At 57.5% G+C, this 24,872-nt stretch carries 16 protein-coding genes and 1 riboswitch; of the genes, 6 read left to right on the plus strand and 10 right to left on the minus strand.

The window, feature by feature from the left end; all coding sequences use genetic code 11:
• Positions 1–18: 18 nt before the first annotated feature.
• Positions 19–4,248, minus strand: coding sequence for a hypothetical protein (locus LAO21_18325; protein ID MBZ5554678.1), 4,230 nt, complete (start codon positions 4,246–4,248; stop codon positions 19–21).
• 361 nt (positions 4,249–4,609) lie between these two features.
• On the opposite strand from LAO21_18325, the gene LAO21_18330 reads away from it, so the two are divergent.
• Positions 4,610–5,638, plus strand: coding sequence for an alpha/beta hydrolase (locus LAO21_18330; GenBank protein ID MBZ5554679.1), 1,029 nt, complete (start codon positions 4,610–4,612; stop codon positions 5,636–5,638).
• On the opposite strand, the gene LAO21_18335 is transcribed toward LAO21_18330, so the two are convergent.
• From LAO21_18335 to LAO21_18365, 7 genes are all read right to left on the minus strand, one after another.
• Positions 5,619–6,917 (minus strand): hypothetical protein, encoded by a 1,299-nt coding sequence (locus LAO21_18335; GenBank protein ID MBZ5554680.1) that lies wholly within the window; start codon positions 6,915–6,917, stop codon positions 5,619–5,621. The genes LAO21_18330 and LAO21_18335 overlap by 20 nt on opposite strands.
• Positions 6,918–6,999: 82 nt before the next feature.
• Positions 7,000–7,851 (minus strand): phosphatase PAP2 family protein, encoded by an 852-nt coding sequence (locus LAO21_18340; protein ID MBZ5554681.1) that lies wholly within the window; start codon positions 7,849–7,851, stop codon positions 7,000–7,002.
• Positions 7,852–8,054: 203 nt separating this feature from the next.
• Positions 8,055–9,269, minus strand: coding sequence for an ABC transporter permease (locus LAO21_18345; protein MBZ5554682.1), 1,215 nt, complete (start codon positions 9,267–9,269; stop codon positions 8,055–8,057).
• Between the two features lie 278 nt (positions 9,270–9,547).
• Positions 9,548–10,423 carry a DUF1259 domain-containing protein gene (locus LAO21_18350; GenBank protein ID MBZ5554683.1) on the minus strand — a complete coding sequence of 292 codons (876 nt, stop codon included), beginning with the start codon at positions 10,421–10,423 and terminating at the stop codon, positions 9,548–9,550.
• A gap of 324 nt (positions 10,424–10,747) precedes the next feature.
• Positions 10,748–11,179 (minus strand): chromate resistance protein, encoded by a 432-nt coding sequence (locus LAO21_18355; protein ID MBZ5554684.1) that lies wholly within the window; start codon positions 11,177–11,179, stop codon positions 10,748–10,750.
• On the minus strand, positions 11,176–12,387 hold the full coding sequence (locus LAO21_18360; GenBank protein ID MBZ5554685.1) for an MFS transporter: 1,212 nt from the start codon (positions 12,385–12,387) through the stop codon (positions 11,176–11,178). The genes LAO21_18355 and LAO21_18360 overlap by 4 nt, the downstream gene beginning before the upstream one ends.
• Entirely contained in the window at positions 12,384–13,427 is a 1,044-nt protein-coding gene (locus tag LAO21_18365; protein MBZ5554686.1) for a chromate resistance protein, read from the minus strand. The genes LAO21_18360 and LAO21_18365 overlap by 4 nt, the downstream gene beginning before the upstream one ends.
• A gap of 142 nt (positions 13,428–13,569) precedes the next feature.
• Positions 13,570–13,774, plus strand: a riboswitch (cobalamin riboswitch).
• Between the two features lie 372 nt (positions 13,775–14,146).
• Between LAO21_18365 and LAO21_18370 the strand changes: the two genes are divergently transcribed.
• From LAO21_18370 to LAO21_18385, 4 genes are all read left to right on the plus strand, one after another.
• Positions 14,147–15,127 (plus strand): cobalamin-binding protein, encoded by a 981-nt coding sequence (locus LAO21_18370; GenBank protein ID MBZ5554687.1) that lies wholly within the window; start codon positions 14,147–14,149, stop codon positions 15,125–15,127.
• Positions 15,128–15,246: 119 nt separating this feature from the next.
• Positions 15,247–16,323 (plus strand): iron ABC transporter permease, encoded by a 1,077-nt coding sequence (locus LAO21_18375; GenBank protein ID MBZ5554688.1) that lies wholly within the window; start codon positions 15,247–15,249, stop codon positions 16,321–16,323.
• Positions 16,324–16,325: 2 nt separating this feature from the next.
• A complete protein-coding gene (locus LAO21_18380; protein ID MBZ5554689.1) occupies positions 16,326–17,174 on the plus strand; it encodes an ABC transporter ATP-binding protein in 849 nt (282 codons plus the stop codon).
• A gap of 160 nt (positions 17,175–17,334) precedes the next feature.
• Entirely contained in the window at positions 17,335–19,641 is a 2,307-nt protein-coding gene (locus LAO21_18385) for a TonB-dependent receptor (protein ID MBZ5554690.1), read from the plus strand.
• Positions 19,642–19,865: 224 nt separating this feature from the next.
• Here LAO21_18385 and LAO21_18390 read toward each other — a convergent pair whose 3' ends face one another.
• Positions 19,866–20,699 (minus strand): MOSC domain-containing protein, encoded by an 834-nt coding sequence (locus tag LAO21_18390; protein MBZ5554691.1) that lies wholly within the window; start codon positions 20,697–20,699, stop codon positions 19,866–19,868.
• Between the two features lie 198 nt (positions 20,700–20,897).
• Between LAO21_18390 and LAO21_18395 the strand changes: the two genes are divergently transcribed.
• Positions 20,898–21,818, plus strand: a complete 921-nt coding sequence (locus LAO21_18395; protein ID MBZ5554692.1) for a cobalamin-binding protein — start codon at positions 20,898–20,900, stop codon at positions 21,816–21,818.
• 132 nt (positions 21,819–21,950) lie between these two features.
• On the opposite strand, the gene LAO21_18400 is transcribed toward LAO21_18395, so the two are convergent.
• Complete coding sequence (locus LAO21_18400; GenBank protein MBZ5554693.1) at positions 21,951–24,341, minus strand: FecR domain-containing protein; 2,391 nt, start codon at positions 24,339–24,341, stop codon at positions 21,951–21,953.
• Positions 24,342–24,872: the final 531 nt, after the last annotated feature.

Below are 24,872 nucleotides of genomic sequence, written 5' to 3' on the forward strand. Positions count from 1 at the left end.
TCGGGCCCGGACACCCTATCAAGGCAAAAGTAAGACCGGCGCTCCATTGTCGCCAAACAGGTTCGTCGTTGTAGTCGAGGCGCCATTGACTCCCAGGAGTATGAACTGGGTCCTGAATCCACCGCCATCCGCAATCTGCGGGAAGATCAGGGGCTGCGGAGCGAGTTGATTTGAATCGGCCAGTGGAAACGTGGTGATCAGGAAGTCATTCCGCGCATTGTTGAGCGAGCGCAGCGTGAGCGCCACAAAGGGAGAGGCTGCGCTGATCTCCAGAACCCCCGTCGTGAAACTGCCCGGCAGCCCGGGGATGAATTGTCCCGCAAACGCCGCCGTATGGCCGTTGCCGTTGAGCGTGGTCACGTTGCTGCCGGCGAAGGTGCTCCCATCGTTTTGAAACGCCGTCAGGGTCAGCTGCAGACTGGAGCCGCCGGGACTGGCGATCGCCAACCCGGTGTTGTGTCCCCCCGTCAAATCAACAAAGATCCGCGCCCGGGTCGTCGGGGTGGCCGAAGGAATCCCCGACTCCGTCACCAGCGCCCCGCCCTGCGTAAAGCTCAACACCCCCGCCCCGACCGGCGCGTTGGGGTTACTCCCGTTGGGTTCCACCTGCACCGACCCGGCATTGGCCACCGTCGGGGACCCGTCGCTTTGCAGCGTGAACACCCCCCCCGGGGGGATCGAGTAATCGAAGCTCGATTGCGACGGCCCGTTGACCTGATGGACGACCAGCGCCGCTCCCGTGTCGGTGAAGAACTTCACCTGCCCGGTCTCGGTCGCCGCAGAGGTGTTCAACAGGATCAGCAGGGTCTTGTTCCCGTTGCCATCGGCAAACTGGGGGAAGAACACCTTTCCGGTCGGTGCCGCCCGCGTCAGATCCGCAATGGGGGTGCTCGTGAACAGGCTGTTGTTGCGCTGGTTGGTGGTTTGCCGCAAGCCCAGGATGGACAGCGGCTGGGTGCTGCTAATCTCCAGCGTCCCAAACTGCGTCACGGTGGTGAAATTGGCCGGCAGCGCAAACCCCGGCGCGAGGTCCTGCAGCTGAGTGACGAACTTGGCCACATGGCTCCCGGGCGCCATGGAAGCTTGTCCCGTGGCCAGCAACGTGGTTCCAGTGACGTCGCGGAGACTGAAGGTGATCGTCGCCGTGGCGCCGCCCCGGTTCACGATTGCCACCCCGGTGTCCACCGTGATCGTGCCCGCCGGGAACTGCGGAGTAGGAGCGGGGACCCCGGTCCGGGAGTCCACAAACAGCTTGGCATGAGTGGTCGCTGGGGAGGAAGGGACCCCGGCTTCGCTCACCACCACATTGTTCTGGCTGAAGGTAAAAACCGCTGTCCCGTAAGGCCCATTGCCCGAATTCGTCGTCACCACGCCGTAGCCGGCCTGCACTGAGCCGCTGCCACCGATGGTGGTAGCGGTGGCGACACCTCCGCTGGAAACCGAAAGATTCACCTGTGATGAACCGCTGGCGGTGGCGTTTGCCACCAGATCCACTAGATTCGGAGACAGGGTGGAACGGCATTCGCCTACGCCAGAGCCCGTGATCGCCTGGATTTGATAAAAGTATTCATACCCTGACGCCACTTCCTGGTCGAGAAAGGAGGTTACCCCAGTAAATAAATTATCTCCAGACGTGGGATTCGAACTCCGAGTCGCCGGGTTGATCAGCTTGAAGAAAACACCGTTGCGGCCATAGTAGGACGACGGTATCGGATCAGTCTCGAAATTGTGACCCGGCTGTGAGGCCGCTGTGCGATACAGCCGATATCCGGTCGCGCCCGCCACAGCATTCCATTGAAGCATAATGCCGCCGGAAGCTTGAGCGGTGGCTGTAAAGCTCGTGGGGGCGGACGGTGAACCGGGACCTCCGGGTGCTGTCGAGCAACCCGCTTGAAACCTGACCGCCTGGGAGCCTTCGATCCCATGCGCCCGGAATGCCTGAAAGATCAAGTCGCCATTGGGTGTGCCGTTCGCCAGGTTTCCATCGTCGTCGTCCACGGCAAGGAAATTGGTATAGATGCTGCCTGCGCCGTCACTTCCCAGGGCGCTCGTGATGCCGGGGAGCCCGAGATAATAAAGCCGTTCAATCATGAACCAGGCCTGGTTCGTCCCATAGCGGGTGACCAGAGCCTTGAACAGGTCAAGCACCGAACCCGAGGAGAGATGGCCTTCGCAATGACATTCAAAACCGAGCCTCCCCTTGCAAGCGTCCGATGTCCTGAGGGTACCACAGGCATTCACTTGATCGTTGCTTTGCAGTCGACCCGTCGTTCCCGCAGGACAGGCACCCGACCCATTATCGTTGCAGATGAAGATGTTGAAATCCCGAATACCGGTTTGCTGCAGGATTTGAGGCTCCGCCGGGAAGCCGGCAGTGTTGCAGGCATCGCCTTGTGGGAAGCCGTGGAAAGACGTTCCGGGCGGAAGCGGGGGGAAGCTGTCACCCGGACTCAGGCAGGAACGGTGGGTGTTCAGCCAGGCATCGACATCGGCCAGCCCTTCCCCTTTGCCCAAATCGCCGGTGTTTCCGTTGGTCTTGGTATGAAAATCCAGGGCATGACCGTATTCATGCGACATGGTATCCGGTTCGGATGCTTGATTGTTCTCTCCGTCTGGGATGCTACAAGAACCCAAGTCCATGCATTCTTGTCCCCCTGCGTTGGGACAACCAGAATCCCAGAATGCATTGCAGCCGTCATTCACCAGGACATTGAAGTTTTCATTGAAGAAGGAATCCATGGCGGGGCTGAATCCCTTGAGGAATTTCTGGGCGTGGGTGATAGTAAAGTTGTCGTGAAACCACCCGTTTCGAGCCCCATGCGTTGCCAGCCCGTTTCCAGGTGCCGGAGAACCCGGACTGGTCGAGCACCGGCCATCGTCAAAGTGTGCAGCAAAAACAACACTCCCCGAGCTATCGGCGGGGCCCTGCGGAGAATTGCACAAGGGAGTGCCAAACTCCCTCACATTGGTCTGGGCTCCGGAGAGCGCTCCGGAAAATCCTGCAAGACTGAGTCCGGCCGGATCAAAAATTCCACCCGGATTCGTATTGACACTGGTGCTTCCGTTCACCACAGTAAAACGGTCGAACGGGACCAGGTACTCGGGGGCCTGCTGTCCTCCGCTGTTCACAAACCCCGGGGTGCTAACCGGCCCGCGGGTGTAAATCGCGCCTAAGACCTTGCCTTTCTGATAACGGTTCTGATCGAACAGGTCAATCCTCTCGCCGGTGTTCGCATCGACCAGGGCCACCAGCGACCGCACATCGTCCGGAACATGAAACTGAATCCGATACACCAGCTCTGCTGTATAGCCCTGCCCCGCTGGCCCGTTATAGAGACCCGTCGGGCCTCCCTCCACCGTGGCACTCCTGGCACGAGCGGACTTGGCAGCCGGTGATTCCACCAAGGTGATGAACAATTCTGCGGCGTGATCGAGAAGTATATCGGTGTCACTCAGTCCAAGTGATTGCTTCAGACGGCCCACCGCCGCCATCGGCGAGAGCCCGGGTATCACGGAAATGTTGATGTTGGCGATGCGCTCAGCGTCATAGAGGATCATGTTGCCGTGGCTGATGAACATTGAAACAGAGGAATTCAGGATGGGGACCCCGCGATAGTTGTTCTGGAAGACGAGGCGGAACTTGCCCGTTGCGTCTTCCAGCATGCCGCTCGCCGCAGGGTCGAGGGTGAGGGCCGCGGGATCAACCTTGAGAAGATCCTGATTGTCGGCCAGAAACTGGCGGGCTGTTCTCTCAAGACCATCAATCGTTTCTGTGGAGGCGAGTTTGGATTGCCAGGATGGACCCAACTTGGACGCCGACTGGCTCCGCGCCGTAAAGGGCACGCCCTCGCCCATGAAACTCCTGGGCACCATGCTGCGCTCATCCACCAGCACCTGCCATTGCAAGCCGAACTTGCGCTTGAATCCCATCATGGCCGGGCTGTTGGCATAATCCTCCTGGACCTGTTGGTTCAGTGTTCCCGCTTCGACGCGGCTTTGAGATGTTTCCGGGATATCCTGGGCGGCCAGCTTGGATCGCTCAAAGCCCGTCTTCCCGGGGTGCTGTTGTCGCCGCAGCTCAGTCGCCTTCTTGGCCCACAAGAGTGAGCCGGTTGAACTAACCCAAAGAAGTACAAAAATAGCGAAAGGAAGGAGCAGAAAAGAGGGAACTTTCTTCAGGGACTCCCACTTGGGCCAGAGCACATCGGACGTTCGGATCGAATAGGCAGGTTTCACGGTGAAATTCACAACTGACCTCCTCACCGGCGAAAAGCGCTACCCGGGCCGGATCTCAAATAGGTTTTATGTTTTCGCGCTGTTCTTTGACCAAAGCAGCGCGTCGTGTCAGAATAATAGAAGTTCGCGACTACAATCCATGACCAGGGTGTTTTCTCATTTCCGGCATCAGTTCGGAAGAGCGATTCCGGGTGTTCGTGAGTCAATGGTCAGTTTCTTTAGTGTTGGGAATGGCTGCTCCGCTTGGGACCTGACCGGAGGCCGCGACCTTCGAATCTCTTTCAAAGCGGACACCGATTGACCCGGTGAGTCTCGGACAGAGGACAATCCTTGTGGAACGAGCACATTTCTTAAGCGGAGTATGTTATCCAAAATGACCTTCGAACGCCACTCTAAAAGCTTCAGCCCGCCCCCGACGATCCATTTAAGGGCGATTGCGATTCTCGTCATGCTGTCCGCCACGATGTTATTCACTGCGTGTGCCTCGCCGGGGGAAAACGAGACGCTTTCGCCCCAGGAGGCCGTCCGGGTTCGCTCCGGACCGGTCGAGGGGCAGTTCGCTGCTGTGGAGGGCGCGCAGATCTTCTATTTGGATACCCGGCCCGGTGCCTTGGTTGCCCCTGATGAGCCGGGAGTTGGAACCCAAGCGGTTTCACCGGTGATCCTGATCCACGGGCTGGGCGCCTCCACCTTCAGTTTTCGGCGGAACATTACAGAACTCTCAAAACACGCCCGTGTGATCGCGCTCGATTTGAAAGGATTTGGTTTTTCGAAGGAGTATTCCAACCGGGATTTCTCATTTAAGGCCGAATCCGACATTGTGGTGGCCCTTCTGGACAGACTGAAAATTCCACGTGCCACGCTGGTGGGCCACTCGCTGGGAGGGACGATTGCCGCCCGAGTGGCCGCGGTCTACCCGCAGCGGATCGATCGCCTCGTGCTCATCGACAGCGCCACGCTCTACATCACGCGCCCTTTCGTGACCCGGCTCCTGCATGGCCGGATGTTTAGCAGCCTGGCCTATCAACTGGCGGGACCCGATCGGCAGCGGGTTCGCAAGCTGCTGCTCAAGTCGTACGCAGACAAATCCAAAGTCTCGGACGCCGATGTCGAAGGCTACTACTTTCCTTTCACCATAAAAAACTCCGCCGAAGCATTGCGCCTCTTTCTGACCACCTCCAATCCCAATGAGAATGCGCTTTTCGCCCGGATCCAGGCACCCACTCTGATCCTGTGGGGAGCGGAGGATTCCTTCATCGATCCCAGCGTCCGCGATTTCCTGCATCGCCAGATCAAGAATTCAACAGTCAAAGTCATCGAGGGGGCCGGCCACGCCCTGATGGAGGAAAAACCGGAGGCGGTCAATCAGGGGATCATTCAGTTCATTCAGAGGGGAGAGTGATATTCGTCGAGGCGTGTGATCGGCCTGGTCGCCCTGCATTCCCAGGTTCCTGTCGCTCGGTGTGATGAATGGCCTGTTCAGATGAGACTGAGGAGGGTGTGGGGACATAGGATGCCGGGTTTTTCTTCAGGATCACCTCCGCCAATCGCGCGGCGGCATCGGGTTTTGCGAGGGCGCGGGTGGCGATTTGCATCTCATTTAGGTTTGCCTTTGAGTTCTCGAAGAGCGAATCGAGTGCGGGCCTCAGCTGGGATATCGATTGGACCGCCCGGGCAGCCCCATGCCGGGCCAGAAACTCGGCGTTCTTTTCCTCGTGCCCGGGGATGGGATTGACAAAAACCATGGGAAGACCTATCGCCAGCGCCTCCGTGGTGGCCAATCCGCCCGGCTTGGAAATGAAGCAATCCGCCACTGTCATCAATTCCGGGATGAAATCAACAAAGCCAAAGATTTGGAGGGAACTTCGATTGTCCCCCCGATTCTCGCTGCCGCGGGCATCCCGGCTCTCTGTGAGCCGCTCGAGCTGATGGCGGACTCCCTCGTTGTGCCCTGCCACGGCGAGGATTTGATAGGTCCGCTCGCTGCGCATCAGGTCGGCAACCACCTGGTCCAATTCCCCAAAGCCCACGCTGCCGCCCATCACCAACAAGGTCGCGACATCCGGTCGTAAGCCGAATCGAGCGCAGAGAGTTGACCGGTCCCGGGGTGTCTGAAACTGGGAGGCGATGGGAATTCCGCTGGCCAGAACCCCCGCGCGATCCACACCGAGGCCAATGAGCCTTTCGAATAACTCGCGGTGGGCCACTACCAGCAGATCGGCCGGGGTCTTCGACCAGATGGGATGAACGTCGTAGTCCGTGATAACGGAAATGATCCGGGTTTTCGCAGAGCTGCGCCGCGAAAGCAGGTAGGCCAACTCATGGCAATTAATCTGAGTTGAAACGATGGTCTCGGGCGCAAACTGTCTCATCCGCTCCACGAGCCGAGGGTTCCCGTGCTCGAGCAGGACCCGGGGGGCCGCAAACTTCCTTCCCTCAAATAGGGAGTTCTGATACAGGAAACGCCACATCCAAGGGGCGCGTTCAATGAGGAACTCATAACCCTGAAACTGAATCACGCGGAACAGGGGGGAAACGAGTTGTTTGATGTCCAACACCTCGGTTTGACACGATGGCTCCAGTTTGTGCAAAGCTTCAGCGACGGCCTCGGCAGCGCGCAAATGGCCTGAACCGAGGGACGCGGCGAGCAACAGGATCCTCTTTGCAGGGTGTGTGGACATGGCGGGACGGTCGTCTGTGACCGTGGAGTACTGACTTCAAATTCGGGTGCCGTCCGCGCTCTCGGCGGTGTAGTCTTCCACCTTAAGCGGAAATCTTGTCGGTGGCGAACTGCCTCAGTTGCTCAAAACGCAGAGCGGCTCGCGAGAACATTGAAGGGGCATAGCTGAATGAAAGCGAGCCGCAGAGGATGGCAGCGACACCGCCCGACAGGAGGTCGAGCGGCCAATGAATGCCCAGGTACAGGGTCGAGACGATCACCATCAATGATGCGAGAGTTGCCAGCAGCGCCACCCTGCTCCTTCCGGATCGCCAGGCGGCCATCGCAATCAGCAATGCCAGCGAGGTATGAAAACTCGGGAAACAATTGTCCAGGGCGCTGATCGACCGGAAATGTTCCATGACGAGAGGGCTGATACGGTCGATCAGGAGCCGGACATGCGGATCGCTGACCCAGACCTCATTCACCGGAAAAAACAGATAAAAGGGAAGTACAAACAGCAAATTGGTAAAGTAGGCAGCCACGAGGAATTGTGCCACCTCTTCCCGGTTATCGTAAACCAGCACAAAAAACACCGCGAACATGATTGCCGGAAAGATCCAGATATACGTGTAGGTAAACAGATAAGTCGCCACCACACTGCGGTGCCGCTGAATATGCTCCACCCAAGTGGTTCCAAAACGGGATACGAAGGGAGTGTAATCTTTCTGGATGGCCTGGGTGACCCGGGCGTCGAAGTGTGCTTCGACGTAGTCAATGAGTGAAACGACCAATGCAGCCAGCAGACAAAGAACGTAACCGGTCTGCGGCAGGCGTTCACGAATCTGCCGGAAGATCTCTCCCATCGGAATGCGGGGAACCATCAATCTGACCAGCAAGAGGATCGTACCCACCAGGATGATGGTTTGTACAATCGAGTATTCGAACCTGATCACAATCCCCTCCGAAAGCGTGCGTGGGGGCAAACGCGGTGTTTCCCACTCGCACACGTCAACGCTTGTTCTCTCTAATCATCACATCTTATCGAGGTGGGGAGAGATCGTCAACTGCCGCGGGCATACAAACAAGCCACGGGGATGGAGGCAAAAGCGGCTTTTTTCGATCCGTCGAAGATCTGGAAGAGTTTTAAAGACAGGGGTTATTCGTAGCGCAAGGCGTCAATCGGATCCAGGGTGGCGGCCTTGTGGGCGGGGTAATAGCCAAACACCATTCCCACGAAGGCCGAGACGCTGAGCCCCACAAGGATAGCGATCAATGAAATCACCGTTGGCCATTCGAGGACGTTGCTGATAACGGCAGAGGAGGCGATCCCCAGGCCCACTCCGATCACCCCTCCCACCACGGTCAGGGTCACCGCCTCAATCAGAAACTGGAGGCGGACATCACTCTGGTGAGCGCCCACAGCCATCCGCAGGCCGATCTCGCGGGTGCGCTCGGTGACGGTGACCAGCATGATATTCATCGTGTTGATGCCGCCGATGAACAGCGCCAACGAGGCCACGGTGGCCAGCAGCAGGGTCATGATCCGGTTGGTCTCATTCACCATCTCCGCAATCTCGGTGTAATCCCGGATCGAGAAATCGTCGGGTTGGTCGGAGCGAAGATGATGGCGCTGACGCATCAGGGAGGTGATCTGGTCCTTGGCCATCCCGATTTGTTCGCGACTCACCACTGAGATGTACATGTCCTTGATGTAGCGGATGCCCAGCATCTTGCGCTGGGCCGTGGTCCACGGAATGATAATGTTGTCATCCTGGTCGGATCCCGTCACGCTGCTTCCTTTGGTTTCCAACACGCCCACGACCTTGTAAGGATTGCCGCGAATCCGGATGGTTTCCCCGACCGGATTCTTGCCCTCGGGGAAGAGCTGGTCGACGATCGTTTGGCCCAACACGGCGACCTTTTCAGCTGACGAGATGTCGGATTCAGAAAAATAATCCCCCTTGACCACATTCCAATGGCGGATGAGCCGATAATCCAGGTCAACGCCGTTGACCTGGGTATTCCAGTTGTGGTCTTCAAAACCCACCTGGGCGCGAAAATCCACATTGGGAGAAGCCAGCGCCACGGAGGGACACTGGTTCCGCACTGCCACCACGTCTTCGAACATCATGGTGTTGAACGCCGTTCGGACGCCCTGGATCTGCCGATTGCCGGCCTCCACGAACAGCATGTTCGTGCCCATGCTTTCCAACTTTTGAATCACTGCCCGGTTGGCGCCATCTCCAATGGAGACCATCGCGATGACCGCCGCAATGCCGATCGAAATGCCCAGCAGGGTAAGGGTCGCCCGCAGTTTGTGGCGCCCCAGCGCTTTCCATGCGGTAAAGATATTGATTCTCAGCCACTGCATTGTCGCAACCTCTCGATCGGACTCCTCAATAAGGACGTCAGAAGGTCCCTGTCCGTTGCAGTTTAGAATCTAAATTCCAAATACCAATAGCCAAATTCCAAGTAAAATCCAAAAACCAAATTCCAAACAGAGTCCAAATTACAGGAAAAACTTAATGATCATGTGCAAATGGAGCGTCAGCTCCTGTTGTTTTGCCTCCGCCTTTGTTTGGCATGTTTGGAATTTGGTTTTTATTTGGAATTTGGAATTTGAAATTGGAATTTTACTCCGACTCCTCATCAATGTTTCAGATTAACGTGGTCCAGTGCGCTCCGGATCCCGGCGGCGATCCTTACCGCCGGTCCTTCTCCCCAGAAATGCAGGAAGAACAGGCGCGGGTCCTCGTCCAACATGTGATTGTGAAGGGCGGTCACGGAAATTCCCGCAGATCGAAGGGCCTGGATCACAGGGTTGACTTCGCTGGCGATGAGCACAAAGTCGCCCGTGGTCGCGACCCCTTCGGGGGCATCCTGAATGTTAATGAAATTGGCGGTCCCCATCAGCGGGGGAATCTCCTCTCCGTGCGCACGGATGGTTTCAGCCCGCGGAAAACCGAAAGAGAGCACTCCAGCACTCTCAGAGCCCTTCCTCCCCAGGATTTCCTCGATTTTCTTGCCGTCGAATTTGATGGCTTGAGCGGTGGACTTCTTCACGGCATCTGAGTGCGGGCCCAGTGCCAGCGGAGTAGCCGTCGTCGCGAGCGCAGCCTTCAAGGTTTTTGCAAGGGTTTCGGCGTTGCCGTGCGCCATGTAATGCATGTACATCACGTGGGGGGTCTCGCCGAGCAGGTGGTTGTGGAGGGCGGAGATCATGACGCCGCCGGCTTCAAGCCGGTCCACCACCCCTTCGATTTCACCCTGCAGGAGCACAAGGTCACCCATCATGGTGGCAGAGTCTTCAGTCCCTGTGAACGCCACCCAGGAACCCAGGGCCAATCCCGGCTTTAGCGTCACTCCCCCCAGCGTCACCTTCAGGTCAGTGCGGGGAAATCCGAACTTTACAGTCCCCCCACTGTAAGTTCCTGTCCTTCCCAATACCGCTTCGACCTTCTTCCAGGAAGTCGCTTCACCTTCTGCCAAAGAAAGGGCCGGCGGGAGGACCAAGAGCGTGGCCATTGAGACGATACAAAGAATACGGAACCATGTCGAAAATCTATTCATCGAGTTCATTGTGGACTCCTTGTTTAAGATCAGTTGTCAGTTCTCAGTTGTCAGTGAAGAGCGAGACTTGAGCGGTTTGACAGTGACGCCAGACGGCAGAGATAAGGAGGGGGACCTCAATCACAACCGACCACTCAATTCCTCTCTTTCGATGTCCGCCAAACTGGATCCGAATCTCGTACGCAGTCAGATTGGAAGACCATAGAGCTGAACAGTTTTTCAACTGACAACTGGCAACCGACAACTAACCTCTGACAACTGGTTACTGGCAACTGTTCTTCACTGCTTGCAGAATTCATACAACGCATCATAAACCGGAAATTGTTTTTCCAGGCGCTCTTCATCGGAGGTGCAGGTCTTGGAAAACCCATTGGCGATGGCGTAGAGTCCCGCGCTTTCAGGCGCGGCATGCATTTCACGGGGGATGTCCGCGCCATGCACGATGAGAGCGAGTCGTGCCAGGGCTGGATTCCCCTTTAAATGGAATTCTTCGAGGATGGTTTCAAACGAACAGTATCCATCGCGATGATTCAACTTAACACCCGGATTTTTTGGGACGTCAAAGGGCGTTGCCTCGAGGTCCCGGGACCGCTCCAGGATCACCGCCTCCTGGACAAAGATGAATTCCGCGCTCGGATCGATAAAGCGTTTGATCAGCCAAGGGCAGGCCACCCGATCGACCTTTACATTTTCTCGAGTAATCCATTTCATGCATTCACCTCCTGGGTCTTATCATGAACAGAAACGAGAAAGAAGAGGGCTCCCGCTACCCCGCAGAGAAAGGCAGCGTGGAATGTGGCGTTGGGTGAAAGGATGTGCCAGAGCCATCCTCCGACCGCGGCCGCCGGGGTCACCGAAATGTTCCGGATAAAGTAGTAAAGCCCGACATGACGTCCCCGGCATTGTTCATCCGCAAAGTTCACAATCATCGCCTTCCGCGCTGGTTCCCCGAACTCGCGGAGGCCTCCGACCACAAAGGCGCCGAACATTTGCGGGAAGCTCCGGGCATGCGCCACCATCAGGGGGAAAAGGGCGAAGCAGATGAATGTGAAAAATACGAGCGGCTTCCGTCCGACGCGGGAGGCCAAAGCAGCCGCCGGGAGATACCCCGCGATGGCGGTGGTCATTTGGACGCCGACCAGCAGTCCAAATTGTTTCGGGTTCAGGCCAATGATGTTGATGGCGTAAATCACGATAAAGATCTCGGCGATCCCCTCCGCGAGTCTCGCGAGAATGTCGGAAAACAGGAGCTGCTTGAGGACGGGCGAAAAACTCCGGAAGAGCAGGACCATCCCGCCGGCGGGACGGGAAAGCGAGGATGGAGTTTGAAGATAGAACCTCTGTTGAAGGATCATGGCGAACAGAGCCATCAGGACGGCGACGGCCAGCCCCGTCCGGACTCCGCGAACCATCCCCTCACGAGCGATCAGCAGTCCCCCCAGGACGGGGGCAATGACGATGGGCAGTCGTTTCAGCAACGATTGCCACGAAAACCCCAGCGTCCTTCGCTCGCTGGACAGGGAGGCTCCGATCGCGGCGAAGATGGCAGGGGACCCCAGGGACGACCAGCTCATGACAAATAAAACTCCGATGAAAAGCATCCACGGTCGCGAGCTGAGCAAGTAGATGACATAGCCACAAGCCGCCATCCCGGCGAATAGGGTCAAAGCCTGCCGTTCGCCCAGTCGATCAGACAGGACTCCTCCGGGGTATTGATAAACCGCGTCGAGGAAATCCTTGAAGGTGCCAAAGACGGCAATCAGGGCGATGGAGCCGCCCAGGGCTTCCAGGTACTTCGGGAGAAAACTGTTCCAAAGCTCTTCCCCAAAAGCGACCAGAAAAACGGCGACTGACAGGATGATGACGTTGCGTTCAATGGAAGACGATTTCCGCAGGCTCAGGGAATTCACCGGGTTCACTTCGGCACTCTTCCGGATGACGGAGGTTTCACTCGTCCCGGGGGGTGTCCCCCTTTAGAATTGTGCTTTTGTTTCAAGTATCCGTAAAGTCGGTTGAATAGCTGGAGCCCCGCTTCCAGCCGCTTGGAATCCTCTTTGATTGCCGCACAAAGCGACTGGATGACGAGGTTGAATCCTGCGGCTTCGGCTCGACCAAACTTCTCGTCTTTGAGATCGACGTCGTGGACGATTTCAGCGATCTCCGTGAGAGCCGAATCGGAGTGCAACTGAAATCGCTTGACGAAGGTCTCAAAAGTGCAATCGTCCCCGTGATGACTGAATTCCGCACCAAAGCAATCGAAGGGGACCGGGCCGCGGGGGATCCGGCCTTCTGCTGCAAAGATCATTTTAGCCTTCGGATCGATAAAACGGCGGATCAGCCAGGCCGACGCCAGGCGGTCAATATGCAGGTCACGGCGCGTCACCCAGGTCTTGCCCTGGAACTGATTCGGGGTGCAACGTTCGCTTGAGGGGGAAGTGGGGGAGGTCTCAGGGCTCGAGCTGCGCAGTGTTTGCAATCGCCGTCCGAGGCGGGCCACTTGCTTCTCCACGGCGCGGGCCCGGTTTGAGCGAAAGAAATCCACGCGCCGGATCCGCTCGAGCGACGACTTCAAATCTTCCCAGTCCGAAAGCAGTTTCTTCGTCCGTTGCGGGGAGAGGGGCGTCCGGTCGAGGATCGCGTCCAGTTTCCGCCCCAGGGTTCCCGACTGCTGCAATAGATCCGTGTAGTCAGCGTCCCGGGACGCCTGGAACCGCTTCCTGAGTTCCTGGTCTTCCTGTGGCCTCAAGGCTTTCGAAAGAAAAACCGACGCCTCGCCGCCGGCGTCGCGAATCTGCTGCGAGAGCCACTCGAAGTCTTCATGCTGGTCTCTGGAATAAGGAAGGACGTAGACCGAGTTGCGATGCAGCACCGCCCCCATCTTCTTCAGGGCGCGCCAGATCCTGACGCGCGCCTGCGACGGTTGCGGGGGAATCTGATGCACAAGAAAGAGCCAGCGCATAGTCAATTTGTGATGGCGTAACGATCGTTACATAGATTAACGAATGTTACATACCTTGTCAAGATCACCCGTCTTCGGGGAGTCGGTTCAAAAGTATTTGACACTCGCTGCCGACTTTTGCTACCTTGAAAAGGCATTGTGATCTTTCTCAGCGGTTTCAGGTACTCCGAAAGGTCGGAGTCAAAAAGGGAACGCCGTGAAAGTCGGCGACGGTCGCGCCACTGTGAGACCACGCTTCCGGGTTCAAAACCACTGTTCCTCACGCACTGAGCGGGACGGGATGGGAAGGTGAGAACGCAACCGAGAGTGGCCAAGTCAGGAGACCTGCCTGGAACCAGCGAAACCTAGGAACTGAAGCCAGGGGCTCGGCATCCCGAGCGATGCCCCAAAGCTTCTCTCCTTCAGGTTCACGACTCCAAAGTTGTGCTCTTCGCGTCAAAGGGCCCGTGGACAAAGTTTATTGCCCCGTGCGTTTTCCTACGAAGATGCACGGGGTATTTTTTTATTAGTTGTCAGTTGCCAGGTCTCAGTTGTCAGAAGGCAGTTCTCAGTTCCCAGTTGCCAGTGAAAGGCGAGACGTCACAGGTCAGAATGCAATGTCAATGATCAAAGGGCTTCGTCATTTTTTGTCGATTGACTCACTACTCTCCCTGCCTCGCGGTCCCCAGGCTTCCAGGAGTGGGGATGTGTTGGTTGTCAGGCCCAAACCTTCCGAATTGATGGATGCTCCAACTGACAACTGGGAACTGGCAACTGCGAACTGGCAACTGAGAACCGCCCTTGGACAACTGGCAACTCGCAACTGGCAACTGGTTTCTTCTTTCTGGCTTCTGGCTTCCTGCCTCTGGCTTCTTATCGTTTTTCCCCAGATCACCACCGCTGCCACACACCCAGTCATCGACGAAACCGGCCGCACGGTGATGGTTCCCGAACGTCCCCGGCGCATCATTTCCATCGCCCCGAGTGTCACTGAAATCCTTTACGCCCTTGGTTTGGACCAGAGAGTGGTGGGCCGGAGCGATTATTGCGATTTCCCTCCCGAGGTCCGGCAGAAGCCCAGCGTGGGGGGATTGATCGATCCCAACATCGAGGTCATCGTCTCCCTGCATCCGGACCTGGTGATCGGAACGCCTGAGATAAACAAGATTGCTGTGGCGGACGAGTTGGCGCGTTTTGGGATTCCTCTTTACGGGGTGCACACGACCTCTCTCAAGGATGTCTTCCGCGCCCTGGAGGATGTAGGGACGTTGGCCGGGAACCAGGCCCAGGCCGACGTCCTCGTTCATTCACTTCGGGAACGCCGGGACGCGGTCGTGAAGCAGGTGGCAGGACTGCCCCGGCCCCGGGTGCTCTACCTGGTTTGGTACAACCCGATCAGCGTGCCGGGACGCGGGGCCTATATCACAGATCTTATTTCGCTCGCGGGGGGGGATTCGATCAGCGGCGATCTTAAACAGGATTGGGCGCAATTGTCGCTGGAAGAAATAGTGCAACGCGACCCGGAAATCATCCTTCTTCCGAGAAACAACGGAAATTCTCCCGCGATCGATCAATTGAGATCGTGGCCGGGCTGGAGCCGCACGACGGCTGTTCGAACAAACCGGGTCTTCGAAGTTGAGGACAATGCCAGCCGCCCGGGTCCGCGGCTTTTGGACGCCCTGGAACAGTTTGCAGAGTTTTTCCATCCCGCAGCCAAGTAAAAGATCAAGGTTGTTTGCTACGGTCTCTTATGCTCCGAGATCGCACCGAAGGGGATGAAGATCAAACACGAAGGGACAGACACCGGCTGTGAAGGGTATTGGAGGTATGTGAGAGTGAGGTGTCTGTCCCTAATGTGTCCGGAACTCCCGGCGTCTCTGCGGTGAACAAGACTTCGAAAATGCTGACTCGAAAGAAAATGGCGGTGCGCCTGCTCCTGCTGCTCCTGCTGCTGGCAGGGATGATGGGGGTCGCCTTGTCCATCGGCAGCACGCACATCCCTCTTGTCACAGTATTCAAGACTGTTTCGGCACAGCTGGTCCATCCTCGCGCGCACTCAACCTCGGAGACTTCCACGATACTCTTCAGCCTGCGGATGCCGAGGATCTATCTCGCCATGCTGGTCGGGATGGCGTTGGCGGTGGCGGGCGCCAGTTTTCAAGCGCTCTTGAGAAACCCTCTGGCCGATCCCCATATTCTGGGTGTTTCCAGTGGTGCCGCGCTGGCAGCCATTCTATCGATTGCTTTTGCGGGTCGCTGGGGAATCCCTACGCCTGTCGCTGCTTTTGTCGGGGGGTTGATCACCATCGTGCTGGTTTACACCCTGGGAAGCCGGAAGGGAAGGGTCTCCGCGCACACCTTGATTCTCGCAGGGATCATCGTGGCGTCATTCTTTTCCTCCGTCATCATTTTCATTCAACCCTTTCTCAGCGGAGGCCAGTTACGCGAGACGACGTTCTGGCTCACGGGGAACTTCAGCAGCGTCCAAGTACCCTCCATGAAATGGGTTTCACTGGTAACACTCGCCACGATGGTCTTGATCTACCGCTTTGCAGGCGATCTCAATGTCATGCTCATTGGCGAGCAGGAAGCCGCCCACTTGGGGGTGCCGGTTGAATGGGTGAAGCGGGCGATCTTTGTCCTGGCGGCCCTGCTGACCGGCCTGGCAGTTTCGCTGAGCGGCTCCATCGGGTTTGTGGGGTTGATCGTTCCGCACATCGCTCGAATGCTCTTCGGCAATGACTATCGCCTGCTGCTGCCGTCGACGGCCATCCTGGGGGCCATGTTGACTTTGCTGGCTGATCTGATCGCACGAACCATCGTCGCACCCACGGAACTTCCCGTCGGGGCCATTACGGCGCTGGCTGGGGCCCCGGTGTTCATCTACCTGCTGAGACGCGATCGGACGGAGGATTGACGGTGATCTCTTCCCATTCACAACCCCGGATGGATGTGCATCCACTCGCCGGCGGCAGCTCTCTTGAGGTTCACCAATTGGGTGTGAAAGTGGGCAACTTTCAGCTTCATCCCGTTTCCTTCGCCATGAGTAATTCCGAAGTAACGGCGATTGTGGGGCCGAACGGCTCGGGAAAATCGACCTTGGTCAAACTGGTGAGCGGGACGCTCCGGCCCGCCTCGGGATGGGCCCGATGGAACGGGGTGGACATTCATCGAATGGGGCATCGTGAGCGGGCGAGACAGATTGCGGTAGTGGCCCAGGAAAGCGCGTTGCATTTTCCCATGACCGTTTTGGAATACTGTCTGCTGGCACGCCATCCCTTTCTCGATGGATTGCAACTGGCATCAAGCGAAGACCTGGCCATTGTGCGACGGTCTCTCGATATGACTAAGGCCGCGGTCTTCGAGCGGCGATGGATGAACGAACTTTCGGGCGGTGAACGCCAGCGGGTCATTTTGGCCCGCGCCCTGGCTCAAACCCCAGGACTGCTCCTGCTGGATGAGCCGACCCTCAACCTCGATGTCGCGTTTCAGATGGGGCTTCTGAAGTTGGTCGAACGGCTGGCGCGGGAGCACGGCATGGCCGTCCTCATGGTTACCCACGAACTCAACCTCGCCGCCGAATTTGCGAACCGCATTCTGCTCCTGAATGGGGGTATTCCCCTCGCATTTGGATCGCCGGGTGAGGTGTTGACCGAGGAGCGGCTTCGGGAGGTTTTTGATTCCGATCTCCTGGTCGACCGGAACCCCGTCTCCGGCGTGGCGCGGGTGACCCTTCTGAGGGGGAGAAGATCAGAGATTAAGGAGTAAGACGATGTCACCGCAGAGACGCGGCGGACACAGAGAAAAGCTGTCCAGGACAACTCCGCGCCTTCTGCGTCTCGGCGTTGAATGAAAATGGATGTTTGAATTACCCATGCACCTTCACCCGTCTTTCGTCAGAGGGATGTTTTGAGATTTGGAGGGAATGATGAATAGAAACCATCGCGTTTTCAGCCACCCGTTGCACATCGCTGTCTTCTGCTTTTTATGGATTGTTTTACAGGTTCCCCTCCTCGCCCAGGCCAGCGTGATTGAGGGTCAAATCAAAGATCCCTCCGGGGCGGTTATTCGAGGCGCTCAAGTCAGTTGCATCGATGCCCTGGGGACCACGCTATTCCACTGGACCGACGGCCAGGGGCGGTTCCGGTTCGAGGTTTCGGCAGGGACGGAGTACCAGCTGATCGTCAGTCAGACCGGATTTGCTTCAGGGATGGTGACCGTCGATCCACTGAAGCCCGGTCAGACCCGGTCTGTCGAGATAAACCTTCAACTGAGCGCCCGAACGGATACCGTCCTGGTCAGCGCGTCGTTGATCGACCAGCCGATGGGGCAGGTGGGAAATTCCGTCAGCGTCATTACCGGGGAGGACTTGAAAAACTCTGCCACTCCGCTGGTCCAGGATGCGTTGCGGGAGGTCCCGGGGCTCGCGGTGAGTTCGGCTGGCCGCCGCGGGGGCACGACCTCGATTTTCGCGCGGGGAGGAAACGCGAATTACGACCTGGTGCTGCTGGACGGCGTGAAGCTCAACGACTTTGGGGGAGGGCTGGGCTTCGATTTCGCGCATCTGGTGGCGGATGATGTGGAACGCATTGAAGTCGTGCGCGGTCCGCAGAGCGCGCTCTACGGATCGGAGGCGGTTGGGGCGACCATCAATGTCATCACCGAGCGCGGGGAGGGGACGCCCCGGTACTCGTTTCAAGCCGAAGGCGGCAGCTACTTGCTGCGGCGCTGGAGCACGGGCGCGAATGGTCTGACGCGAGGCGTGAACTGGGCCCTGAACCTGTCGCGCATGGACTCCGACGGGGCCAACTTTAACGACAACTACCGCGACCAGAATGCGTCCGGGCGAATCGGCCTCGAATTGTCGCCCCGGACCCACGCCGCGTTCCATTTCAATCTCAATGCCAACGACGCGGGCGCTCCGGGGGCCTACGGCAGCGATCCCAACGGCACCTTCTTCGGCCTCGATCAGCAGTCCCGCGACAAGAACAATGACTATGTTTATGGGGCAGACATCGAGCATGAATTCTCTTCAAGGTTCAGACAACGCCTGGAGGGAGATTTCCTCTCGCGTAATTTTCGATTTCTGAGCCCTTCGCTGGGAGATTCGTTCAGCGACAACTTTCGTGCGTCCCTTCGCAGCGAAAGTGATGTCCTCCTTTTCCCCGGTGACACCCTCGCCTTCGGGTTTGAATACCAGCGGGAGCGGTTTTTGAATAATTTTGTGACCGATCCGACGGGTCAGGTCTTCGCTCTACACCGGAACAATCTTGGATACTTCGTCGAAAACCAGTGGAACTGGCAGCAACGGTTCTTCCTGACGGCCGGCGTGCGAATCGAAAATTTCAGGACCGACGAAATCCTTGCCGTCCCGTTTTCGCACGACCAGAATTTCCCGGCATCCTCCCTGGTCTCCACCAACCCAAGGGTGTCGGCATCCTATTTTATTCGGCCCGGGTCGATGGATCACGCGTTCAGCTATGCCAAGCTGCACGGTTCAGCGGGGACCGGCATCCGTGCTCCGAATGGATTTGAGCTGGCATTCACCAGCAATCCCCGGCTGCGTCCCGAACGCTCCTTGAGTTTTGACGCGGGCGCCGAGGTGTCCTTGTGGAACTCGCGGGGACTCTTTGATGTCACCTACTTCTACAACCGATTCGAGGACCAGATCGTTACCCTGACGGGGGATCTGCGCCAGCTCTCCACCTTCAGCTCCGACAACCTGGGCAACGCACGCGCGCAGGGCATGGAGGTTACAGTGAGCGTGCGGCCCAGTTCAAAGATCCGTTTGGGCGGCCAGTACACCTATTTGAATTCCGAAATCCTCTCGCTGAACGGCGATCCCGGCCGCGCCCAATCGATCTTCAAAGTCGGCGATCCGCTGATCCGCCGCCCGGCTCACTCAGGCTCTCTCTTTGCCACGTGGACCCATCGGCGTCTTGTCCTTTCTCTCGATGCGATGATGCGGGGTAGAACGACCGACACGGATCCGAACCTGGGAACATTTGCCTGCGATTTGGGGCTGCCGTGCATTCTCAAGAACCCCGGCTTTGTTGTTGCCAACGTCGGGGGATCATACGAATTCGCCAGCGGGGTCACCTGGTATGCGCGCGTCAACAATTTCTTGAACCAGAGATATGAAGAGGTACTGGGATTCCCCGCTTATCGCTTGAATTTTGTCTCCGGGGTGCGGGTGAACCTGGGTGGAGAAAGTGGACTTCATCTGAAGAGATGAATGCGGGTCATCAATTGCGAAGTGCGAATTTCGGAGTGCGGAATAAGAACGAACCGCAGAGTTCGCTGAGGAGACGCCAAGCACGCAAAAAGAATGCCGGCGCGATACGGCCCAGGGGTTCTTGCGATCTTTGCGCCTCCATTGCGGTCTTTGCGGTTAACCGCGGTACTGAATTCTACGGCGCCAATTCATTTTCGGTAGACCCGTATTTGAGGCTATGTGAATCAATCAGTGGCCAGAATTTCGACAGAATCCCCTATCGAAATCGTCCCGAGATTCAAATGATTGAAATTGCGCCCGAACACGACACCGTCCGCGCCGCCCGGGTGCCGACGGTAGGTGGCCAGGGTGCGGAGCGGTTCCTTGCCCCGCTCGGCGGTCTCCTGATTAGTCGCGGTGGTTGGACAGCGTGCGCACAGCCCCTGGCCCTCGAGAAGGACGTTGCCGACCCGGATCAAGGCCATTTGATCCTCCTGATATGGCGAGCATCCCTCAAGGACGATGTTGGGCCGAAACCGGTTCATCGGGAGGGCCTCGGAAAGACGTCTGTTAAGATCATCCAGTGAAGCTTGAGAGATGATGAGAAACGGATAGCCATCGGCAAAGGCCAGCTGCGAATCTCCCATTTTGGCCCGCCGGACGTGTTGGCTTGACATTCGCATGAGGCGATACTTCCCGGGTCTCTCCCTTCCAAGCAATTCACTCAGCCAACGGGAAACCTCTTCGCCTTGATCGACGCCGCGAGCATGATGCTCCCAGACCTGCACCTCATCTTCCGGCGTATCGGGGCCATCGAGGGGAACCGAGATTGAGCTCAGGCCGGGAGCGGTGAGGACCAGGTGCCCGTCCCGCATGGCGGCGTCTACCAGGCACATTGTCCGGACTTCGACACCAGCATCCGACGATTGACGCTGTGCCACAAACATTCCCCGTTCGTCCACCACCATCCATTCGCGGTCATATGGAATCCCCCGCACGCCAATCTCGGCGCGGGTGAGCGGCTTGCTCTTCACGGACTTCACGGGATGATAAAAAATACTGCTGACTGTGATGGCCATTCTGCCCCGATGTCCCCCATTTTTGGGATACATCTTCCTTGATGAATCGTGAGGATACCAAAAATGATGGCCGCGTTGAATTTTGATTTCACTCGGCGTGATCGGCGCCATGTTTGGACTGAAATCGCTTTCCACAGCCCGAAAAAAAAGAATATCGCCGATTCCGGTTCGTGATTAGAATGGGGCTTGCCCCAAGCCATGAAAATCGTTTCCCTGCTTCCCAGCGCCACCGAAATTGTATACGCCCTCGGTTTGGGCGATGACCTGGTCGCCGTGTCCCATGAGTGCGACTTTCCGCCCTCGGCCCGGGTCAAGCCCCGGATTACCCGCGCCCTGGTGGACTCAGACCAGCCATGTGAAACGATCGACCGCGAGGTCAAGGAAAAGCTGCATGAGGCCGGCACACTATATGATTTGGATTTCGAACTCCTCGAGCGCCTGCAGCCGGATCTGGTCCTGACTCAACAACTGTGCAGTGTGTGCGCTGTCTCGTACGACTCTGTGAAAGACGCGGTCAAGGGTTTGGTCCATTCGCCGCAGGTGGTCAATCTGGAGCCCCTGGGCTTGCAGGATATTCTTGAAAATATCCGAACCGTAGCCCGATTGACCGGGTGTTCCGAACGAGGCGAAGCAGTCATCAGCTCGCTTGAGCGCCGTGTCGACCGGGTGAAATCGCTGGTCTCGCGGATTGACAGGCGCCCGCGGACCTTCCTGATGGAATGGCTTCATCCCCCGTTCTCCGGGGGTCATTGGAATGGTGAATTAGTCACGATTGCTGGTGGAGTGGATGGAATCGCGAAGGCGGGTCACCCCTCGCGTCGGGTGGAGTGGAAAGAGATCCTCGATTTTGCCCCTGAAATCGTTGTGATCAGTTGCTGCGGATTCTCGATTGACCGGACGTTGCGCGAAATTGCGCCGTTGAAGGAGGTCGACGAGTGGCACCGACTTCCGGCCGTTCTCAACGAGCGCGTCTTCATTGCCGACGGGAACCAGTACTTCAGCCGCCCGGGACCGCGCATCGTCGACAGCCTCGAGATGCTGGCCGTGATGATTCACCCGGGACTCGCCCCCGAGTATCAATTTCAGTCGAAGGCGTTTCTCCAACTCAAACATGATTAGGCACAGAAGAGGCGCTTCGCCGCTAGAGACCCTCGCCAACCAGGATCTCCCGGATAAGAACAAATCACTCCGGGATTCCGGAGCGGTTGCTGTTTCTGGAATTTGAGGGTGTAAAGAACGATATCGGCTGAGCTACCGTCGGCCTGATCTTGGAGAGCCGGACGCGCGTCCCCCACCGCCGCCACTCGAACGGGATTCGCCCCGAGGGGCGGGAGCGCTACGGAACGAGGGGGAAGGGGCCGAATAATGAGGTGCGGAGTAATTTGGTCTTGAAAATTCCTGCCGCGGCATAGAGGGTGCTGAGTAGGTCTGACGTGGCGCTGAGTAACTCGGACTGGGCGCCGCATACCGGGGCGCGACGGGCGAAGGCGCAGAATAGCGAGGCGCTTCGTATCTCGGCGAAGGAGCGGAGTAACTGGTTCTTCCTGCCGGGGGGGTATAACTCGGACGCATATCATTCCGGTTGACAGGGGGCGGATTGTAGGATGACTTATAGGAGTTGGGCCCCACCCGCTCGATTCGTCCTGTTCCCTCGGGATTGTAGCTGGGGCGGTTGCTGTCAAAGGAAGAGCGCGCACTGTTGCGCGCTCCCGGATTCTGTTCCGCATAATTCCTCCACTGCGACCCTGGCTCGTTGCGCAGTGAAGAGCTGGTCTTCGGTTTATCGGTCCTCGTCGTCTTATCCTCACTTCGAGACGGTGAGGATGGAGTACTCGGCCTCGATTCCGGACGAACCACTTCCTGTCGAGGCGCTGTCCCGCGAGAGTCGTTGCTTCGAGGCGCCTGGACTGCAGGAGCTTGCGGTCGGGCTCCCTCACTCCGGCCTCCGGTGACCGACGATGGAACTGGAACCCCCTGGTTCCGAATTTCAGAGCGTCCGTTGGCCCCACCGCTGCCTCCAGAATAAGGAGTCCGGATCGCCGGCGCTTGAGTCGCCCCGCGGTTGACTCCTTCGCCCCGCACGCCCGAAGAGGCCCCCGCCGCGGTCCCGGCAGGATTAATCACTTCACCCCGACGTCCCATGTTCTCTCGATTATTGATGACGGCGCCATTGCCTCTCGATCCTGCGCCGATCGCATTCCGATTCGCCCCCACCGCGGTTCCCGCGCCTCCAAAAGGTGGACCCGATCGCAGGGCGTCACCCGGTCGTGCGCCAGTTCCGCGAATGCCATCCTGACGGGTCCACCCCTTCGTGTCGGAGGCGATTCGAGTTGCCGAGCTGTTTGCAAAAGAGGACGGCCTCAACACTTCCGAGCCTGAAACCCGTTCTACGCGTGGACGCAAGCCTAACTGCAGGTTGTTGTTGGAGGTGACCTGCGAGATAACCTCACGATTTCGCACCATACTCTGTCGCGTGATGACGTTATGGTTGAACACGTTATTGTTCACCACAACGATCCGGTCGTTGAAAAAGTTGCGAGGGCGGAAGGTGTGGATGTTGAAGAACGCACTCCCAAAGAAGAAGCGGTCAAAGGGTGAAAACGGGCACCATCCTACAAAAGTTCCAAAGTTGAAAAAGAACGCCCGGTGGGGACTAAAGAACCCGAACGAAGTCCCGGGGCACCATGCCCAACCGAAGCCCGAAAACCACTCCCAGCCGCCATAGTGGTAGGGGAGCCAACCCCAGGGTTCATAAGAGACCCAGGAATAGCCCAGGCTTGGATACCACGCCCAACGGCCGTAGCTGTAAGGTACCCAGCCATCATCGACGTTATATGGAAACCACACGTACCCGTAGCCGTTCTGGTATACCCAGTGTCCATAGTGATCGAGATCGTAGGCCCCGTAGTTGACTGAGGACGGCAGGTAATGATAGCTGCTGGAACGAGCAAGGTAATCATCCCGATCGGAGTTCCAGCGATCCCAGTCATCGCGACCGGCGGCCCGTCCCAGGTAATATTGGGCGTTGTCGCCATTCGGAAGCGAGAAAAGCTCGTTGGCGCGCACCGTTGCATTGCCGGCGTTGCTGTTGACTTGGACCTCCCCTCGAAAGACCGTCAAATCATCCCGGTCGTCGACTTCCAGACGGAAACGGGCGCCTCCGTTATAGCTGTCAGCCGCCAGCGCGGGGGTTGTCACTCGAAAGGTGTCGTTGTAACTCTGACGGACATTGAAGTAGGCGAGCCCTTGGCTCAGGAAGACTTGGGTGTATCGACCGTTCGAAGACTGGTCGAGCTGCTGGACTTCGAAAACACTGTTGGAGGCCAGGCGCACATAGGACCCGTCGTCAAATTCGATCTCTGCCCGGCCTTGAGCGCCCACCCACAAACGGTCCCCCACCAAAAGGGGGGCGTTGATGGTGGCATCCAGCCATTCGTCATTGGGTCCATGCTGGAGTGAAACGTCGCCTTCCACCAGGCTGAGGCGCAAAACGCGGCCCTGATAACCCTCATCCCCATTCTGGCCACTTTGCTCATTCGGTGGATACGAAAGATCCTGAGTCCAGGAAAAACCGGTTGCGAAAAGCAAAAATGCAAGTATTAAGGCGCTGTTGGTAATTACTTTGAATGTGAGCCGTTTCATCTCTGGCCACCCCCTCGGGCTCTTGTCCTGCCCTACTCGCCTAGATGTAAATTATAAGTCCTGGGTTGTCATTCTTGTACTTATTTTTTAGGGGTTTGGTGGACTTTGGCCAGGAGACACGACGGTGTTCGTCTGAACTTGCGGAGAGACAATCTTGTACGTGCTCTCTGGTGTTGGACACTGACAATCACAGACGAATGCTGGGGCGGCCTTGGTCCTGAATTGGCCCTGAAAACGACCTGACGAATTCCGGTGAAAATCAGCCCTCCAGTTGACGGGAAGATTGCGTTTTCCGGCACCATTGGCTGGTCAAACTGCAAACGTGCTGAGATGTCACTTCAGAGGCGTTTCGTTCCAGTCAGTTCGATTGACAATTTGACGGGATTCAATATAATCAAAGGGTTTTCGGCCATCCGGGGCACAATGCAATCAGCTCATCCGAAGACTAAGGAGGAGAAGAAGTCAATCTCCTTTTGCAGGCCTGCCGTATCATTACTGTGGATGGATGAGCGTGCTTGAAGGCCGATAGTT

Source organism: Terriglobia bacterium (assembly GCA_020073085.1).
In the GTDB taxonomy this organism is placed as follows: Bacteria; Acidobacteriota; Terriglobia; order JAIQFV01; family JAIQFV01; genus JAIQFV01.

Excerpts from the sequence above, each read along its gene's own strand:
- LAO21_18330 (MBZ5554679.1), top strand. The coding sequence starts at position 4,610 with ATGACCTTCGAACGCCACTCTAAAAGCTTCAGCCCGCCCCCGACGATC.
- LAO21_18335 (MBZ5554680.1), bottom strand. The coding sequence starts at position 6,917 with ATGTCCACACACCCTGCAAAGAGGATCCTGTTGCTCGCCGCGTCCCTC.
- LAO21_18345 (MBZ5554682.1), bottom strand. The coding sequence starts at position 9,269 with ATGCAGTGGCTGAGAATCAATATCTTTACCGCATGGAAAGCGCTGGGG.
- LAO21_18350 (MBZ5554683.1), bottom strand. The coding sequence starts at position 10,423 with ATGGCCACGCTCTTGGTCCTCCCGCCGGCCCTTTCTTTGGCAGAAGGT.
- LAO21_18355 (MBZ5554684.1), bottom strand. The coding sequence starts at position 11,179 with ATGAAATGGATTACTCGAGAAAATGTAAAGGTCGATCGGGTGGCCTGC.
- LAO21_18365 (MBZ5554686.1), bottom strand. The coding sequence starts at position 13,427 with ATGCGCTGGCTCTTTCTTGTGCATCAGATTCCCCCGCAACCGTCGCAG.
- LAO21_18370 (MBZ5554687.1), top strand. The coding sequence starts at position 14,147 with ATGGATGCTCCAACTGACAACTGGGAACTGGCAACTGCGAACTGGCAA.
- LAO21_18385 (MBZ5554690.1), top strand. The coding sequence starts at position 17,335 with ATGAATAGAAACCATCGCGTTTTCAGCCACCCGTTGCACATCGCTGTC.
- LAO21_18390 (MBZ5554691.1), bottom strand. The coding sequence starts at position 20,699 with ATGGCCATCACAGTCAGCAGTATTTTTTATCATCCCGTGAAGTCCGTG.
- LAO21_18395 (MBZ5554692.1), top strand. The coding sequence starts at position 20,898 with ATGAAAATCGTTTCCCTGCTTCCCAGCGCCACCGAAATTGTATACGCC.
- LAO21_18400 (MBZ5554693.1), bottom strand. The coding sequence starts at position 24,341 with ATGAAACGGCTCACATTCAAAGTAATTACCAACAGCGCCTTAATACTT.